General features: G+C 65.9%; 12 protein-coding genes and 1 riboswitch. Of the genes, 3 read left to right on the plus strand and 9 right to left on the minus strand.

Annotated features, from left to right (window positions below):
- Positions 1-2: 2 nt before the first annotated feature.
- Positions 3-1,754, minus strand: a complete 1,752-nt coding sequence (ggt, locus tag I3J27_RS01245; protein ID WP_270164337.1) for a gamma-glutamyltransferase — start codon at positions 1,752-1,754, stop codon at positions 3-5.
- Between the two features lie 112 nt (positions 1,755-1,866).
- Between ggt and I3J27_RS01250 the strand changes: the two genes are divergently transcribed.
- The gene (locus I3J27_RS01250; protein WP_270164338.1) at positions 1,867-3,249 is read left to right on the plus strand and encodes an MFS transporter; all 1,383 of its coding nucleotides are present in this window, start codon (positions 1,867-1,869) and stop codon (positions 3,247-3,249) included.
- A 124-nt stretch (positions 3,250-3,373) separates the two neighbouring features.
- Here I3J27_RS01250 and purH read toward each other — a convergent pair whose 3' ends face one another.
- The 3 genes from purH to I3J27_RS01265 form a co-directional block, all read right to left on the minus strand.
- Complete coding sequence (purH, locus tag I3J27_RS01255) at positions 3,374-4,966, minus strand: bifunctional phosphoribosylaminoimidazolecarboxamide formyltransferase/IMP cyclohydrolase (RefSeq protein ID WP_270164339.1); 1,593 nt, start codon at positions 4,964-4,966, stop codon at positions 3,374-3,376.
- 25 nt (positions 4,967-4,991) lie between these two features.
- Positions 4,992-5,073, minus strand: a riboswitch (ZMP/ZTP riboswitch).
- A 58-nt stretch (positions 5,074-5,131) separates the two neighbouring features.
- Positions 5,132-6,850: a heparinase II/III family protein gene (locus tag I3J27_RS01260; protein ID WP_270173007.1), complete on the minus strand. Its 1,719-nt coding sequence runs from the start codon at positions 6,848-6,850 to the stop codon at positions 5,132-5,134.
- A gap of 155 nt (positions 6,851-7,005) precedes the next feature.
- Entirely contained in the window at positions 7,006-8,352 is a 1,347-nt protein-coding gene (locus I3J27_RS01265) for an RsmB/NOP family class I SAM-dependent RNA methyltransferase (RefSeq protein WP_270164340.1), read from the minus strand.
- Between the two features lie 189 nt (positions 8,353-8,541).
- Between I3J27_RS01265 and I3J27_RS01270 the strand changes: the two genes are divergently transcribed.
- A complete protein-coding gene (locus tag I3J27_RS01270; protein ID WP_270173008.1) occupies positions 8,542-8,739 on the plus strand; it encodes a DUF1674 domain-containing protein in 198 nt (65 codons plus the stop codon).
- A gap of 51 nt (positions 8,740-8,790) precedes the next feature.
- Here the strand turns inward: I3J27_RS01270 and cysC are convergent, their stop codons facing one another.
- The 4 genes from cysC to I3J27_RS01295 all read right to left on the minus strand — a co-directional run bounded on the left by cysC (position 8,791) and on the right by I3J27_RS01295 (position 16,295).
- Complete coding sequence (cysC, locus tag I3J27_RS01275) at positions 8,791-10,686, minus strand: adenylyl-sulfate kinase (protein ID WP_270164341.1); 1,896 nt, start codon at positions 10,684-10,686, stop codon at positions 8,791-8,793.
- Entirely contained in the window at positions 10,686-11,627 is a 942-nt protein-coding gene (cysD, locus tag I3J27_RS01280) for a sulfate adenylyltransferase subunit CysD (RefSeq protein ID WP_270173009.1), read from the minus strand. Before cysD ends, cysC begins: the two co-directional genes overlap by 1 nt.
- Positions 11,628-11,647: 20 nt before the next feature.
- On the minus strand, positions 11,648-14,119 hold the full coding sequence (locus tag I3J27_RS39050) for an FAD/NAD(P)-binding protein (protein ID WP_306417048.1): 2,472 nt from the start codon (positions 14,117-14,119) through the stop codon (positions 11,648-11,650).
- Positions 14,120-14,264: 145 nt separating this feature from the next.
- Positions 14,265-16,295 (minus strand): methyl-accepting chemotaxis protein, encoded by a 2,031-nt coding sequence (locus tag I3J27_RS01295; protein WP_270173011.1) that lies wholly within the window; start codon positions 16,293-16,295, stop codon positions 14,265-14,267.
- Positions 16,296-16,508: 213 nt separating this feature from the next.
- Here I3J27_RS01295 and I3J27_RS01300 point away from each other — a divergent pair, with 213 nt between their 5' ends.
- A complete protein-coding gene (locus I3J27_RS01300) occupies positions 16,509-17,099 on the plus strand; it encodes a thermonuclease family protein (protein WP_270164342.1) in 591 nt (196 codons plus the stop codon).
- Between the two features lie 52 nt (positions 17,100-17,151).
- Here the strand turns inward: I3J27_RS01300 and I3J27_RS01305 are convergent, their stop codons facing one another.
- Complete coding sequence (locus tag I3J27_RS01305) at positions 17,152-17,667, minus strand: L,D-transpeptidase (RefSeq protein ID WP_270173012.1); 516 nt, start codon at positions 17,665-17,667, stop codon at positions 17,152-17,154.
- Positions 17,668-17,938 lie beyond the last annotated feature (271 nt).

A 17,938-nucleotide genomic window follows, 5' to 3' on the forward strand; every position in this document is an offset into this window, starting at 1 on the left:
TGCTACTGCCCCGCGGCTTCTGCGCCGCGCGTGCGCGGATCGGGCGCGCCAAGCGGGCCGTTCGACGTCGCCAGAATCGAATTGGCCGAGGTCTGTCCCATCGGCTCGACGATGCGGTGGTCCATCGCCTTCAGCTCCAACAGGACATCGTTGGGAAAGCCGCTTTCGACGCGCACCTCGTCCGGCAGCCATTGGTGATGCAGCCGCGGCGCCGCAACGGCGGCGGCCACATCCATCCTGTAGTCGAGCACGTTGACGATCACCTGGAGAACGGTCGCGATGATGCGGCTGCCGCCGGGCGAGCCCGTCACCAGCACCGGCTCGCCGTCCTTGAGCACGATGGTCGGCGACATCGAGGACAGCGGACGCTTGCCGGGACCGGGCAGATTGGCCTCGAAGCCGACGAGACCGTAAGCATTGGAGGCGCCGACCGCTGCGGTGAAATCGTCGAGCTCGTTGTTGAGCAGCACGCCGGTGCCCTCGGCGACGAGACCGACGCCGTAGCTGAAGTTCAGCGTATAGGTGTTGCTGACGGCATTGCCGCGGGCATCGACGACCGAGTAATGCGTGGTGTTGGTGCCCTCGCGCGGCGCGGGAGGAGCGGAAACGATATCCTTGGACGGCGTGGCGCGATCGACAGGGATGCCCGCGCGCAGCTTGGCAGCGTAGTCCTTCGCAATGAGCGTCTCGATCGGCGCGTTGACGAAGGCGGGATCGCCGAGATAGCGCGCACGGTCCGCATAGGCGCGCTTCATCGCTTCGATCAGCAGATGCAGCGACGCCGGTGAGCCCTGCTTCAGATCGGCGAGCTGAAAGCCCTCGAGGATGTTGAGCGTCTCCACCAGCACCACGCCGCCGGAGGACGGCAGCGGCATCGAGACGATGTCATAGCCGCGATAGGTGCCGCGCACCGGCGCGCGGATCACCGCAGAATAGGATTTCAGATCGGCCGGCGTCATGATGCCGCCGGCATCGGAGACGGCCCTGGCGAGCTTGTCCGCAACCGGGCCTTCATAGAAACCGCGCGGACCTCGGGTCGCGACAGCCGACAGCGTCTCGGCGAGGTCGCCCTGCACCAGCCTGTCGCTCTCGCCAAGCGGCGTGCCATCGGGCCGAGAGAAGATCTTGGCCGAGGACGGCCAGCGCGCGAGGCGCCGGTGCCAGCCCGGCAGCGTGTCGGCCATGTCGTCGGTGACGATAAAACCGTCGCGGGCAAGCGCGATCGCAGGCTCGACCAATTGCGCCAGGCTGAATTGGCCCGAGCCGTATTTCTCGAGCGCCAAAGCAAGACCTGCCACCGTGCCGGGCACGCCGACGCCGAGCGCGGAATCGCGCGACTTCGCGGCATCGGGCTTGCCGTCGGGCCCGAGGAAGATTTGCGGCGTGGTTGCTGCCGGCGCGGTCTCGCGATAATCGATCGTGATGTCTTCGTTGCGGTCGGCCGAGTGGATCACCATGAAGCCGCCGCCACCGATATTGCCGGCACGCGGATAGGTCACGGCCATCGCAAAGCCGGTGGCGACCGCGGCATCGACTGCATTGCCGCCGCGGCGCAGGATGTCGGCGCCGACTTGCGCGGAGATTTTCTCCTGCGCCACGACCATGCCGTGCTCGGCGGAAATGGCGTGCACCGTGTCCAGCGCAGGCGGGACATAGGCCCGCCGCGCATCCTGCGCGGTCGCGGGCGCAAGGCCGAACGCCAGAGTGGCAACGAAGGCGAAAAATGTCCGCCGTGTCGAATATGACGACATCATCGATTTTCCGCCGTGGCCTTCAGTCTTTCTCCGGGCCGGTTCACACGCGTCACCGTAATGCTATACGGTTTGCGCCAAGAGAGGCAAAACTGTTCGTGATGGGGGCTGGACGATGACGACGATTGCCTCGGATGCGCGCCTGGAGGCGCAGCGGACTTATCCGCCGCGCGCCGCCGTCGTCAGCTGGATCTTCTTCGATTGGGCCGCGCAGCCTTATTTCACGCTGATCACGACCTTTGTTTTCGCGCCCTATTTCGCCACCAGCATCGCGCCAAATCCTGCTGCCGGCCAGTCGCTATGGGGCTTTGCGATGGCGGCTGCGGGTCTCGCGATCGCCCTGATGTCACCCGTGCTCGGCGCCATCGCCGATGCGTCGGGTCGCAGGAAGCCGTGGATTGCGGGGTTCGGTGCCCTGCTGGTGCTGGCGGCCTGCATGCTCTGGATCGGCAGGCCTGGTGACCCCTCCATCATTCCGCCGCTGCTGACCGCGGTCGCGCTTGCCAGCGTCGGTGCGGAATTCGCCACCGTCTTCAACAATGCGATGATGCCGACTTTGGTGCCGCCGGAGCGGATCGGCCGGCTCTCCGGCACCGGCTGGGCCACCGGCTATATCGGCGGCATCGTCAGCCTGATCATCGTGCTCGGCTTCCTCGCCGCCAATCCCGAGACCGGCCGCACGCTGCTCGGCTTCAAGCCGTTGTTCGGGCTCGATCCCGTCAGCCATCAGGGCGATCGCATCGTTGGACCGCTGACCAGCCTGTGGTTCATCATTTTCGTGACGCCGCTGTTTCTGTTCACGCCGGACTATCCGGCAAAGCGTCCGGTGCGCGAGGCGCTGCACGAAGGCCTGTCCGAGCTGAAGCAATCGATCAGGAGCCTGCCGCAGCAGAAGTCGCTCGCAGCTTTCTTGCTCGCCAACATGATCTACACCGACGGGCTGGTGTCGCTGTTTGCCTTCGGCGGCATCTATGCCGCCGGCACCTTCGGCTGGCACACGATCCAGATCGGCACCTTCGGCATCATGCTCGCGATCGCCGGCACGTTCGGCGCATGGCTTGGCGGCAAGCTCGACGATCGTCTCGGGCCGAAGCGCGTCATCGCCGGCAGCATGCTAATTCTCCTGCTCGCGGTGGCGGCGATCCTTCTCGTCGACAAGGATTCGATCTTCTTCATCAAGGTCGCGCCGCCAGAGCCCGGCGGTGGGTTGTTCGCCGCCCCCGCCGAGCGCGCTTATCTGGTGCTGGGCTGCCTCATCGGCGCCGCCGGCGGACCGCTCCAGGCTGCCTCGCGCACGCTGCTGATCCATCTCGCACCGAAGGATCGCATCGCGCAGTATTTTGGTCTCTTTGCGTTGACTGGAAAAGTCACGTCCTTCATCGGCCCGCTGCTGATCGGCATGATCACCGCGGTGACCGCAAGCCAGAAGGCCGGCATGGCCGTGCTGGTGGTGTTCTTCGTCGCGGGGCTCGCGCTGTTGATGCGGGTGCGGGATTAGCTGCACCGCGCAGTTTCACCTCCGTCATTGCGAGGAGCAAAGCGACGAAGCAATCCAGACTCTCTCCGCGCAGACTGGATTGCTTCGCTTCGCTCGCAATGACGACGTGATTATTGCCAATCAATCAGTGCCTGAAGTGCCGCGTGCCCGTGAACACCATGGCGATGCCGTGCTCGTCGGCGGCCTTGATCACCTCGTCGTCGCGCATCGAGCCGCCGGGCTGCACCACGGCGGTGGCGCCGGCCTCGATGCAGGCGAGCATGCCGTCGGCGAAGGGGAAGAACGCGTCCGACGCCACGACCGAGCCCTTGGTGAGCGGCTCGGCAAGCTTCAGCTCGTTCGCCGCATCCTGCGCCTTGCGCGCCGCGATCCGGGCTGAATCCACCCGGCTCATCTGGCCCGCGCCGATGCCCACGGTGGCAAGATCCCTGGCGTAGATGATGGTGTTGGACTTGACGTGCTTTGCAACACGGAACGCGAATTTGAGGTCGCGCATTTCAGCGTCACTCGGCGCGCGCTTGGTCACGACCTTGAAAATCATGTCGTCGACCACGGCATTGTCGCGGCTCTGCACGAGCAGGCCGCCGGCCACCGTCTTGGCAGTGAGGCCCGGCGCGCGCGGATCGGGCAGGCTGCCGGCGAGCAGCAGGCGCAGGTTCTTCTTCCCGCCGATGATGGCGATCGCTTCCTCGCTGGCGTCGGGCGCGATGATCACCTCGGTGAAGATCTTGGTGATCTCGCGCGCGGTGTCGGCATCGAGCGCGCGGTTCATCGCGATGATGCCGCCGAACGCCGAGGTCGAGTCGCAGGCGAGCGCCTTGCGATAGGCGCTGACGAGGTCGGATCCTTCAGCGACGCCGCAGGGATTGGCGTGCTTGACGATGACGCAGGCTGCGGTGCGCTTGGCATCGAACTCGCCGATGCATTCATAGGCCGCATCGGTGTCGTTGATGTTGTTGTAGGAAAGCTCCTTGCCCTGGAGCTGCCGCGCGGTGGAGACGCCCGGGCGCTTGTCGGGGGTTGCATAGAACGCCGCGGTCTGGTGCGGGTTCTCGCCATAGCGCAGCGACTGGATCAGCCTGCCGCCGAAGGCGCGGAAGTCGGGCGCGTCGATCTCGAGCTGGCGGTTGAACCAGTTCGAGATCGCGGCGTCATAAGCGCCGGTGCGCGCATAGGCCTTGGCGGCCAGCCGCCGGCGCAGCTTCAGCGTGGTTGCGCCGTTGTTGGCGGCGAGCTCGTCGAGCACGGCCTTGTAGTCCTCGGCCTCGACCACGACAGCGACGTCGTCATGGTTCTTCGCGGCGGCGCGGATCATGGCGGGGCCGCCGATGTCGATGTTCTCGATGCAATCCTCGAAGCCCGCGCCTTTGTCGACGGTCGCCTCGAACGGATAGAGGTTGACGACGAGAAGGTCGATCGGCGCGATGCCGTGCGCCTTCATCGCATCCGCATGCTCCTTGTTGTCGCGGATCGCCAGCAGGCCGCCATGCACCTTCGGATGCAGCGTCTTGACGCGGCCGTCCATCATCTCGGGGAAGCCGGTGAGGTCGGACACGTCCTTCACCTTGAGGCCGGCGGCGCCGATCGCTTTCGCGGTGCCGCCGGTCGAGACCAGCTCGACATCATGCGCGGCAAGCGCCTTGGCGAACTCGATCAGGCCGGTCTTGTCGGAAACGGAGAGAAGGGCGCGGGTGACGCGGCGGGGATGGTCAGTCATGAGCAAGATCCTCTGTCTTAAGGAGTGTCTATGCCCAGGCGCGCGGCGGATATCTGTCGCGCTTCCCGATGGTGCTCCATCCAAGGTCGCCAGTCGCGCGAGCGAGGGCTCGATAGCAGTTTTCGGCGCCCTTCACAACGCCGGACAGGACTGGCAGACGCGCGTTTACAGCGGAAGTTCCGGCTCGCGCCGGGCGTTGCGGCGGGCATTGGTGACCGCGGGCGAAGCGGTGGAACGGACAAAGCTCCAGCGGATCGACGGAGCCTGGCGCGCGTCCTGCCGGATCACGATCTGCGCGGTGCGACGCGGCCCGTCATTGCCGGCCAGGAACACGCTGTCTTCGAGGTCGACCTTGTCGTCGAGCGCCTCGAAGGTCCAGACGTCGCGGTTCGGCAGCACCAGCATGACGCCGCGCGCATCCGACAGCCGGCTCGCCTTCACCGCGGGATGCAGATGGAAGCGCAGCGCGAAATCGGCATCTGCGCCCTTGAAACGGCCGCCCTGTGGCGGCGACAGCGTGTCCTCGCCGTCGATACGCACGCCGTCATTGGCGATCATCAGCACGCGGCGATGGATCGCGCCGAACTTGGAGAGATAACCGTCATGCGAGGTCGTCAGCAGCGTGCCGTTCTGCACGATTTCGCGATAGCTCTCGACCTCGACCGGGCCGCTGGTGACGGGCGAGCCGTGCAGGAGGCGCTTCATCGCCGACATCTCGACGAACTGGCATGAGGACGTGTCGTGATAAGCCAGCGTCGAATGCGCAGCGGTGCCGCGCGCGAACGGCCGCCAATTGTCGCGGCCTGTGGTCGGCATGCCGCAATTGGTGACGATGCGGCTGATGCCGGAAGACAATTCGAACGACAGGCAGCCGGCATGGGCGTCGTGGCTGACGCCGGCCGGCGGCGGCGGGCCGGTGTCGATGATCAGCGTGGTCTGGCCGGCATCGAGGCGCTGGAAGCCGGTATGCGGCATGTTCGCCATCGGCGCGCCGTGGGTGTCGTCATAGGCGAGCAGGGTGGCGAGCAGGTCCGAAGGCGTCGCGCTCATGCCGTTGAACAGCGCGAAATTGCCGTCGCCGTGCCGGAAGAAGCGCAGCATCGGCATCATGCGGTCGATCGCATTGAGCAGCGCTGGCGGCGGCGCGATGTTGCGCGCGGCAAAGGTCTGTCGCAGTGGCAACAGGTCGATCAGCAGCTCGATCAGCGCGCCGGGATTGCGGGAGATGTGTCCGCCGTCCGGCAGGATCTGTCGCTGCAATTCATCCGAGAGCTTTTTCGAGGCGCTGCGGATGTGGCTCGCCTGATTGGCGAGGCACAGCGCCGCGTAGCACAGCGCGATCAGCACCTGGAGCTTCGGCACCCCGTCCGGAATGTTGACCATGGTGTAGCGCAGGAAACGGATCTCGCGTGCGAGCGCGCGCAGATAACGACGATAGAATTTGTTGTCGGTGTCGTTGAGCACCAGCGGGGCCTGCGACAGCAGCGAGATCACGCGCCGTGCCAGCACGTCGGCGCGCCGCGCGACCGGGCGGCGCTTGTTGGCGGGGTTGGCGATCCAGTCCTCGATCAGCGCGCGCGCATTGGCCCGCGTCAGCGCAGTATCGGCGGCGCGCAGGTGTCGCAGCCAGCCGAAGCCGAGTAGCGCAACCTCCCAGTCCTCCGACGGCGGCTCGAGATCGAAGATCGAGCGGCCGTGGCAATTGACGATCTTGCCGGCGAAGACGAAGCGACCGGCGTAGATCTCGGCGGCGCGGGTCGCGTCCGCCGTGCGCAAATCATGCGGCGCGATGATCAGCCGGTCGGTACGGCCGGGCCAGACCCGCGACAGCGCAACGGAACCGCTGCTCGCGCGCGCGAGCATGTTCCGCGCGAAGCGGTTCATCACCAGCGTCGAGATACGTCTGCGTTGAGCGACCGACACGCCTTGCCTTGAAGGGGGAGAGGATTAGCGACGAATCCTTCTTAATCCCAAAATCGGACGGCCGACACCATCTTCAGGGGGCACGAATCAACCCCGTCGCAAAAACCGGTGCAAAATCAGGATTTAACGAGCCGCGCCGCGTAGAACCCGTCGAGCCCGCCGAGCTTGGGATCGGCGTTCGGCAGGTGGCTCGGCAGGGTGCGCAGATCGCCCGCGGCGGTGATGATCTCGCTGAGATCCGACACCTCGGAAGCTTCGATCGGGTGACGGCGCAGGCCGGCCTCCGCGGCAAGCAGCGTGGCGATCGCCTGTTCGCCCTCTTCGGGTTCCAGCGAACAGGTGCAGTAGACCAGGGTGCCGCCGGGCTTGAGCAGCGAGACGGATTTCGTCAGCAGCCGCTGTTGGAGTGCTGTCAGGGCGGCGATGTCGGATTCCTGCCGGAGCCATGCGACGTCGGGGTGGCGGCGGATCGTGCCGGTCGAGGTGCAGGGCGCATCGATCAGGATACCGTCAAATCCCTCAGCGGGGCCGGCCCATTCCACGGCGTCGGCGACGACGGTCTCGGCCTGGAGCGACAGCCGCGTCAGATTCTCGCGCAGGCGTGCCACCCGGGCCGGCGAGCGGTCGATCGCCGTGACATGCGCGCCTGATAGCGCCAGCTGTGCGGTCTTACCGCCGGGGGCGGCGCAGAGATCGGCAACGGCCTTGCCCTTGATGTCGCCGAACAGCCGGGCCGGCAGCGCGGCGGCGGCGTCCTGCACCCACCACTGCCCTTCGGCAAAGCCCGGCAGCACCGTCACCGAGCCGTGCAGCAGCATCCGTACCGTCCCCGTCGGCAGCGTCTCGCCATGCAGGCGGCTCGCCCATTGTGCGGCGTCCGACTTCACGGTGAGATCGAGCGAGGGTTCGTGGCCGAGCGCGAGCGCCATGTCCCGCGCGGTCGCCTCGCCGTAATGCGCGCTCCAGCGCGCCAGCAGCCAGGGCGGCAGGTCCAGCGATTGCGCGGCGACTTCATCCACCAGCGCTTTGCCTTCGCGCGCGCAGCGGCGCAGGACGGCGTTGACGAGGCCGGCATAGCGCGCGGCGCGCCGGTCGGATTGCACGAGACGAACGGAGAGATCGACGGCGGCGTGATCGGGCACGTCCATCCAGAGGATCTGCGCGGCGCCGATCAGGAGCGCGCTCTGCGCCCGCGGCGCGTCGGAGGGAATGCCCTTGTCGAGCAGGCGGGACAGCACATGGCCGAGCGTGCCGAGCCGGCGCAGCACGGTCGCGACCAGGCGCCGCATCAGCGCGCGGTCGCGGTCGGCGAGCGTCTTCAAGCCGGGATGGGCGCCGCCGCCGTCGAGCTGGTCGTCAAGCGTGCGATGCTTGTGCAGCACGCCGTCGACGATGTCGGCGGCAATCCGCCGTGCCGCAAGACCTGGCACTTCGGACGGAGGAGCGAAACGTTGAGATGGCATGCGGAAGCAAGGTTCTGTGCGAGCGGCAGTTCCGCCGCAATGGGCGCATGCCTTGAGAAGCCGATCTCTGGCACGCGAATATGCCAAATGTAAGAATCGCTTCCGGCTTTTTCAGCCCTCCGGGCCCGATTTCAGGAATGCGTTATTTGGCGTCGCACCACGGGCCGTCCTGCGCTAGAACGCGGGATGATGAGTGACCCATCTCCCGTTCCTGATCGCAAGCCGCTCACGCCGGCCGCCCAGCGCGCGCTGGCCGAAGCCGAGGCGCGCCGGCAGGCTGCCGCAGCCCACGCCGAGGCCGCACCGAAGGAGTTGCAGGGGCCGAAAGGACCCGAGCCCACCCGCTACGGCGACTGGGAACGCAAGGGTATCGCCTCCGACTTCTAGGCCTCCGCCGGCCCCGGCAGGGCACTTTCGCCCCCGCCGCTAGAGATGCCGCTACAGATAATGATTATCCCTGAGATAGCGGATGATGCGTTCGCAGGCCGCGTCGGTCGATAGTTCCGACGTGTCGATGGTGATTTCCGGCGACTGCGGGGCCTCGTAGGGATGGTCGATGCCGGTGAACGCCGGCAATTCGCCCGCCCGCGCCTTGCGGTAGAGCCCCTTGGGATCGCGACGCTCGCATTCGGCGAGCGGGGTCGCGACATGGATCTCGATGAACTCGCCCGCCTCGACCCGGTGGCGCGCGAGCTCGCGCTCACTGCGGAACGGTGAGATCAGCGCGACCAGCGCGATCATGCCGGCATCGACGAACAGCGCCGCGATCTCCGCAGCACGCCGGACGTTCTCCATGCGCTCCGCGTTGGAGAAGCCGAGGTCGCGATTGATGCCGTGGCGGAGATTGTCGCCGTCGAGCAGAGCAGCATGACGGCCGAGCTCGGCAAGCCTGCGGTCGACGAGATCGGCGATGGTGGACTTGCCGGCGCCGCTGAGTCCGGTGAACCAGAGCACGCAGGGCCGCTGCTGCTTCAGCCGCGCCCGCACGGATTTGTCCACCGCAAGCCGCTGCCAGTGAATATTGGTGGCGCGACGCAGCGAAAGATCGATCATTCCCGCCGCGGCGGTGCGGTGGCTGATCGGATCGACGAGAACGAAGCTGCCCAATTCGCGGTCGTCGCGATAGGCCTCGAATACCAGCGGGCGGTCGAGATTGAGGTGGACGTAGCCGATCTGGTTGGCGCCGAGCGTGGCGGCGCTCTCCTGCGCCATGGTGTCGATGGCGATGCGGTGCTTGAGCGTGGTGATCACCGCACCGGTCGAGGCCGTGCCGCATTTGAGGACGTAGCGCCGGCCCGCGGCCATGGCCTCGTCATCGAACCAGACGAGATGCGCGGCCAGCTGATCCGAGACAAGCGGTGCAGGTCCCGCAGTCAGCACGTCGCCGCGGCTGACGTCGATCTCGTCGGTCAATGTGAGCGTCACTGATTCACCCGCCGCAGCCCGCTCGCACTCGCCGCCGGGCGTGAGGATGCGCGCGACGTGCGTGCGGCGGCCCGACGGCTGCACGGTCACGGTCTCGCCGGCCGCGATCGTTCCGCTGGCGATCCGTCCGCAAAAGCCGCGAAACTCCGCATGCGGCCGGTTGACCCATTGGACCGGCAAACGGAAGGCGCGTTGCGAGACGTCGCCGGTAACGTCCACGGATTCCAGATAGGTCGTGACCGTCGGTCCGGTGTACCAGGGCATCCGCGTGCTTGCGGCGACGATGTTGTCGCCGTCGGGCGCGACGACCGGGATGCACTGGACCTGCGAGATTCCGAGCTGCCCGGCCATGGTCAGATATTCGGCGGTGATGGCCGCAAAGCGGTCCCCGTCGAATCCGATCAGGTCCATCTTGTTCACGGCGAGCACGACGTGGCGGATACCGAGCAGCGACAGGATGTGGCTGTGGCGCCGCGTCTGCGTGATCACGCCCTTGCGGGCGTCGACCAGCACGACGGCGAGGTCGGCATTGGAGGCGCCGGTCGCCATGTTGCGCGTATATTGCGCGTGCCCCGGCGTGTCGGCGACGATGAAGCGGCGCAGCTTGGTGGCGAAGAACCGGTAGGCGACGTCGATCGTGATGCCCTGCTCGCGTTCGGCCTGCAAGCCGTCGACCAGCAGTGCGAAGTCGAGACCGCCGCCGGTGGTGCCGACCGTCTTGCTCTCCGAGGCGAGCGCGTCGAGCTGGTCGTCGAGCAGTGTCTTGGAATCGTAGAGCAGGCGGCCGACCAGCGTGCTCTTGCCGTCATCGACGCTGCCGCAGGTGACGAAGCGCAGGGTCGGGCGATCGCCCTGTTCGAGCCGCGGCGCGTCCGCGGCGGCGATCGTGGGAGCCTCGTGATAGGACATCAGAAATATCCTTCCGCCTTCTTGCGTTCCATCGATGCGGGACTGTCGCGGTCGATCATGCGTCCCTGCCGTTCGGAGCTGCGTGAGGCCATCATCTCCCGCACGATGTCCGGCAGGGTTGCCGCCGTCGAGATCGTTGCACCGCTGAGAGGATAGCAACCCAAGGTGCGAAACCGGACGGAGCGCCAGCGCGGCTCTTCGTTCGGGCGCAGCGGCATCCGTTCGTCGTCCACCATGATCAGCGCGCCGTCGCGCTCGACCACCGGTCGTTTTGCTGCGAGATAAAGCGGAACGATCGGGATGTCCTCGAGCAGGATGTAGTCCCAGATGTCGAGCTCGGTCCAGTTCGACAGCGGAAACACCCGCATGCTCTCGCCGGGCGCGAGCATGGTGTTGTACAGGCTCCACAGCTCCGGCCGCTGGTTCTTCGGATCCCAGCGATGCGCCGCGCTCCGGTGCGAGAACACGCGCTCCTTGGCGCGCGACTTCTCCTCGTCGCGCCGCGCCCCTCCGATCGCGGCGTCGAAGCCGTGAAGGTCCAGCGCCTGTCGCAACGCCTGTGTCTTCATGACATCGGTGTAGCGGGCCGAGCCGTGGGTGAAGGGGTCGATGCCCTGGCTCAAGCCGTCATTGTTGGTATGGACGATCAGATCGAGGCCGAGCTCGTGCGCGCGGCGGTCGCGAAACGCGATCATCTCGCGGAACTTCCAGGTGGTGTCGACGTGCAGCAGCGGAAACGGCGGCTTGCCGGGATTGAATGCCTTCATCGCCAGATGCAGCAGCACCGAGGAATCTTTCCCAATGGAATACAGCATGACCGGCTTGCGAAACTCGGCCGCTGTCTCCCGCAGGATGTGGATGCTTTCCGCCTCGAGGCGTCGAAGATGGCTGGCGGCGCTGCGTATGGCAGCGCCGTCCGGCGCGTTGGGCGCCGCCGCCATCGTGGGAGCGATCTGGCCGGTCATGCGGCGGTGACCATGGCATCGCCGAACAGGCGCGCTGCGGTGTCGGTGTCCAGCGAGAGGTCGCGGACGCAGGCGTCGACCGAGGCGCGGTACATGTCGTCGATGCCGTAGCGTTCGATGATCTGGAGCTGGGCATCGCTCAGCGATGCCGTCTTGCGGGTCCGGTAACGATAGGCAGTGTCCGATCCGTGAAGGCCGACCACGGTGTAGATCTTGGGCTCGCTGAGGAAGGTCACGCCAGATCCCTTCGTTTCGATCTGTCCGCGCTCCTTCCAGTCGGTGACGGCGCTTTCGGTGAAGCGTTCGCCAAGGCCAAGCCGGTCGAACAGCTTTCGCACCGATCCGGTCGCGTCCTTGCTGGCTTCATAGACGTAGTGCGTGACCGGCACGCCGTGCCGCCTTGCATAGCTCTCGACGCGACGCGCATTCAGCGAGGAGATCACGTAATTCTGGATCAGGCGATCCTCTGGAACGCGGTCCGACCATTTCTCGAGCCAGGATGCGAGCGAACTGGCGGGATCGCGGTCGAGCATGATCATGTGAAGCTTCTCGGCCGGCCAGCCGGCTTCGATCAGCGGCTGGAGCGGCAGGAATAGGCTTTCGGTCAGCACATAGGGCCCGGCCATTTCCTTGCTGAAAATATGCGGCTGCTCCGCCGCCGTCGGCATGGCCCAGGGCTCGCCCGCATTTCCAAGGAGCCGATGGCGCAGCACGACCTTCACCGGCTGGAAGTAGGACGGCATTCCGGCGACGCCGAACAGATTGGTGAGCGCGGTCGAGCCCACGCGGCAGCGGCCCCACGCGCAATAGAGCGTCGGGAAATCCGCAGGGCTCCAGCGCCGGAACGTTTCGCCGAGGCAGTCCCGCACCTCCCACATCAGCTCATCGAGCGCCGCAGGCCTGTTCTGGTATTTGCCGTCCGGTGCAAGGACCATCGTGTCGAGCGAGGGATGGTCGTGACGAACGAGATCGGCGAGGCGGTCGGTTTCTTCGACTGACGTCGTGATGGTGCTCATCTGCTGACCTTTCGGGTTGAGGATCGAATCGACCACGATCTGCGCACGGCGCAGGTTGATGTCGACGGCGGCAGCGTAGAAGTGCGCGCCCTTGGTGGGGCCACCGACCGCGTAGACGTTCGGATAGGGTGTGCCGTGGCGATCGTGGACTCGGCTGTCCTCGTAGCCGCAGCGAATTCCGCCGACCGGGTCGAACGCGACGAGCCCCTGTCGCTGCATGTCCCGATAGAGCGGGCTGGCGTCGAGCCGGTAGGACGGCCCTGTCGCGTCGATGACGTAATCGACGTCGTAGTGATCGCCGTCGCCCAGGATCGCGCGAAACCGGCTGCCGATGCCGGTTACGTCGCGCAGCCTTGCGCGGGCCGATAGCCTGCCCGACCGCATCAGGTCACGGATACGGATTGCGTTCTCCAGCGGCATCGCCGAACGGTTGCGAAGCCAGCCGGAATTGTAGACTTTCATGAAGCGCATTTTCTCGGCGTCGCTCATCCGGCTCCAGGCGCCGCACATCACGTCGATGACGCTGACGAGATAGGAGTAGACGTTGGGCTCGCCAGTCTCGGCTCGGGCGATGTTGTGCTCGAGATCGGCCAACGCATCGCCGCCGACGTTGCGGCAAGACAGATCGCAACGAATCCCGGTGGTCTCCAGCAGCAGCTCGGAAAGGCGGGCGGCAAAAGCATCCGCTTCGATCCGCTCACGGCTGGTCACATAGCGATCGAGGGCGTCGCGGAAGTCGGTCGCGATCGCGGGAATCGTCGCGGGCTGCACCGTGGGAAACAAGCCGCTTCTGGAGAGGCAGGTCATCCTGACGGCTTGATGGGTCTTGGCCAGTGCCGCCACGGTGTCGACCGCGCTGAGTCCGCTTCCGAGGATGCCGACCTCGACGTCGCCGCGATCCGCAAAGGCGAATGGGGCGTAGGGATCGCGAATGTAGTTCAGGTGTCCGGCCAGATCGTAATGATCGGCGGGCCCGTTGTGACCGGTGCAGAGGATCAGCGTGGACGAGATATGCGTGATGTTGCGGTCGGTCGTCAGCAGCACATCGCGATCCGGCGAGAATCGCATGCGGACGATTTCGGCATGTTCGACATGAACAGGCACGCCGGCGCTGCGGCATTGCGCGATCGCGGCCAGTCGCACCGAGTCGAGGTAGTCTTTGTAGACCATCCGCGGCAAATGCTTGCCGCGATGGCACGAGAGGCCGCGGGCCCGAAGCCAGCGCAGAAACTCCTCCGCGTCGCCCGGACGGATCGACATCGTCGACGCTTTCATGTTGAGCAGATGACGATCGCTCTGCGTGCGATAGGCGACCCCACCATCGAAGCCGGACTTGTCGAAGAGCTGAATTCCGCTGATCGCGCCGTTGTCTCGCTCCGATGCGGCGAGCTCCGCCAGATAACGCAAGATCGTGATGCCGGTTGCGCCGCCGCCGACAATGCTGATGATCATCGTTCAATCCCCCTGGTTTTTACCGTGTTTGACCCAGGCGCGAGCGGGGGCTCGGCGTGGGGGCCTCCCAAAGCCGTTGGTTTGTCGATGCGTCAGAAAGTTGGCTTGCCGCCGGCCTCAGGCCGGCTGCCGGACGTGCGGGGCCTCAGGCGGCCCGCACCGTGTCGAGGAATTTCGCGACCTCGTTCTTGAGGCGGCCACTCTCGGTCGAGAGTGAGCGCGCGGATGCGAGCACTTGCGTCGACGCCGAACCGGTGGCGCTGGCGCCATGACTGACCTGGGCAATCTTGTCAGCGACCTCGACCGTTCCCTTGGCGGCTTCGCTGACGTTGCGTGCAATCTCGGCCGTCGCAGCCCCCTGTTCCTCGATGGTGGCCGCAATGGTCGTCGAGATGTCCGAAATCCTGGAGATGGTCGCGCCGATCTCCTTGATGGCGCCGACGGAGTCTTCCGTCGCGGTCTGCATGCCGGCGATCTGCGCGCCGATTTCATCGGTCGCTTTCGCCGTCTGCGCCGCCAGTGCCTTGACCTCGCTGGCAACCACCGCAAACCCGCGGCCGGACTCGCCGGCGCGTGCCGCTTCGATGGTGGCATTCAGAGCCAGCAGGTTGGTCTGCTCCGCGATCGCGGTGATCAATTTGACGACGTCGCCGATACGGCCGGCGGCCTTGAGCAATTCGTTGATCCGGGCGTCGGTGCGCTCGGCCTGCTTCACCGCGTCGCCGGCGATGCGGCTGGAATCATGGACCTGGCGGCCGATCTCGACGACCGACGCGCTCATTTCCTCGGCGGCGGATGCCACGGCACCGACGTTGGCGGAGGCTTCTTCGGACGCCGCCGCGACCATTCCGGAAAGCTGCTCGGTCTCTTCTGCCGTTCCCGACAGCGTGCCGGCGGCGGATTCGAGCTGCTGCGAGGCGACCGAAACCGAATTGATGATGCCGCCGACTGCGTCCTCGAACGCGCCTGCCAGCCGGATCATCTCCTGCTTGCGCCGTGCGGCGGCCGCGGCCTCCTGATCCTTCTGCTCGGCCTCCATCTGCTCGATGCGGATCAGATTGTCCCTGAAGGTGCGGGCCGCACGAGCGTTGTCGCCGACCTCGTCACCGCGGGCCGTATAGGGAATCTCCACGGCCTTGTTGCCGCCGGCGAGTTGCAACAGCACGTCGCCGATGCGACGGATCGGCCGGGCGATGTTCAGCACCGAAAACAGCGCCGAGCCGGCCAGGACCAGGATCACGAGGACCCCGACGGCCAGGCTGACCTGGGTCGCCTGCTGCAGCGCGGCCATGAGCTGGTTCTGCCGCAGGGCCATGTATTCGTTGTTGGCGGAGACCAGCTTGTCGACGCGCGTCGTGATTTCCCGGGCGGCCGGAAGCACCCGCTCTTCGAACACGCGCGTCTTGGTCTCCTCCGCCTTCACGGCAGCGCCGGTCGCTGCCTTGAAGCGTCCCGCGAGGGCCGTCAGCGCGTCGACCCCGTCCGCGATATCCTTGTCGCCGGCGGATTGGCGCGCCTGTTTCAGGACACGGAGCATCGCGTCGGCACGTCCGCCGATACGATCTTTCTGCTCGACGTCACCCGTTGCCGTGAAATGCCAATCGGCGGCACTGACCGCCTTGAAGGACGAGTCGGCTTCGCGCAACGCGACCTCGATGCTGAGACGGCTCTGCGATGCGGCGAGCGCCGGCGATGCGAGCAATTTCTCGATCGCCTTGTTCCAGGCGTCCTCGATCTGGTTGGCCGCGGCGAATTCTGCGATGGCGGTGCCACGGGCTTGGCCGAGATCGCTGCCCGCCTTCAGGGAGGCCTCGAGCAGGGTCTTCACCTCGCGACAGAGCTCTTTGGCCTCGGCGCGCTTGGACCGATTCAACGCGGCGTCTATTTCGGTCGTGGCATTGGCGATGGAGCCGCGCAATGTTTCGAGATGTTTGGCGAGCACGTCGGCGGAGGATGCGGATCCGATCTCCGCCACGGCCAGGCGTGCGCGGGTCACTGCGAGCTCGGCGCCCTGGGCATTGGCCTTGTTGGCGGTGTTGATGACCACCAGCTCGCTCAGTTCCGCGATCTGCCCGTTCCTGACGAGCTGATTGGCCAGCATGCCGCCGACGAGAAGAACCCCCGCACTCGCGGTTAATCCCAGCTTTGTACCGATGCGAAACTTGAACGATGCCATGCTTGCCGCTCCCCCACACGCATACCGAGTACTCGCCCTTAATACTAAACGGCGGGTGAATATCAATCTCCGTACAACTACAGGAGGTATCGGATGGAGAGCGTTTGGAACAGCGTGCCTTGCATAGGTGAGATTTTCCGGCGGGAACGATCCGGGCGGCGGCGCCGCGATCGCGCCTTGCCGGTTTCCCCGACTCAGTCCTAGCGTGACCCGATGCCTTTCCACGATCGCCCCAATGCCTATCGGCCGCGGTTCGGCGGCTCGCCGTTCGGCCGTCGCGTCTCCGGATTGTTGCCGTGGATGTTCGTGGTCGGCATCGTGGTGGCGGTCGTGCTCATCTTCCGCCACGGAACGAACTGGCCCGTACCGCGGGCGGATGGCGACCGCATGCGGGACGCCGAGATCGTTCTCCAGAAGGCCGGCCATCCCGACAGTCGCGAACCGGTCGACGTCATTCGCACCATTGACGGCGACACCTTTCTCGCGCGCCTCCGTCAGAGCGACGGCCGCGATCTCGTCGTGCGCGTTCGCCTGCGCGGCATCGATGCACCCGAACTGAAGGCGTCCTGCCAGGAGGAGCTGGACAAGGCCGAAGCTGCGGCCCGTGCGTTGCGCGATCTGCTCGGCCAGGGCGGCGTGACGATCACCAACCTTGGTCCCGACAAATACGGCCGCGTTCTCGCCGACGTTGCGACCAAACGCACCGCCAACGTCTCGGCGGCGTTGCTCGCGGGTGGCTACGCGCGGAGCTACAATGGCGGCCACCGCGACGGCTGGTGCGCGCGCGGCTGGCGCTTCTGGTAACAAAAAAGCCGCGTCGAAGGACGCGGCTCTTCGTGTGGCCTTGATCCGGCGATCAGCGCGTCACGACCACCGTCGTGCCGACGGAGACGCGACTGTAGAGATCGGTGATGTCGTCGTTGAGCATGCGGATGCAGCCATAGGAGACGAAGCCGCCGATCGAGCCGGGCACATTGGTGCCGTGGATCGCATATTCGCCGCCGGACAGCGTCATTGCCGCAACGCCCATCGGGTTGCGCGGCGAGCCGCCCGGAATGACGTCGGGGATGCTCGGCTTGTCGCGCTTCACTTCGGCTGGCGGCGACCAGGCCGGGTTGCGATATTTGCCCTCGATGCGCGTGGTGCCAGCCCATTGCTTGCCGGACTTGCCGACGCCGACCGGGTAACGCACGGCTTGGCCGTTACCGATGATGAGATAGAGCCGCCGCTCGCTGGTTCTGACCACGATGGTGCCCGGCGAATAGTCGGCTAAATGCGTCCCCACCATTTCCGGCCGTGCCTCGGCTGCCGTCGACATCAAGACCCCAGCCCCGATGGTGGCGGCGAGCGCCACAGCAATCCTCATCGACATCATTTCCCCCTGCTCGAACGGATCGTCCAAAAATTACGCAGAAAGCGGCAATCGCCTGCGTGCCCGGAGATTCTTAATCGCGCCCGTTAACCGGATGGTTTCCACGCGCGGCCGCCAAGGGCCCGCCAGCAGGGGGAACAAAGGAAATGTTCGAAATAAAGTAAATGACAAGAAAACAACACTCGGCCGGAAAGATGCGGCCGTGCGCGCACGCGCGCTGACAAGCGCGTGAGGGTGTGAACGGCTGTTGTTTTGGGGGCGCTGGCGCGCG

Source organism: Bradyrhizobium xenonodulans, from assembly GCF_027594865.1.
In the GTDB taxonomy this organism is placed as follows: Bacteria; Pseudomonadota; Alphaproteobacteria; order Rhizobiales; family Xanthobacteraceae; genus Bradyrhizobium; species Bradyrhizobium xenonodulans.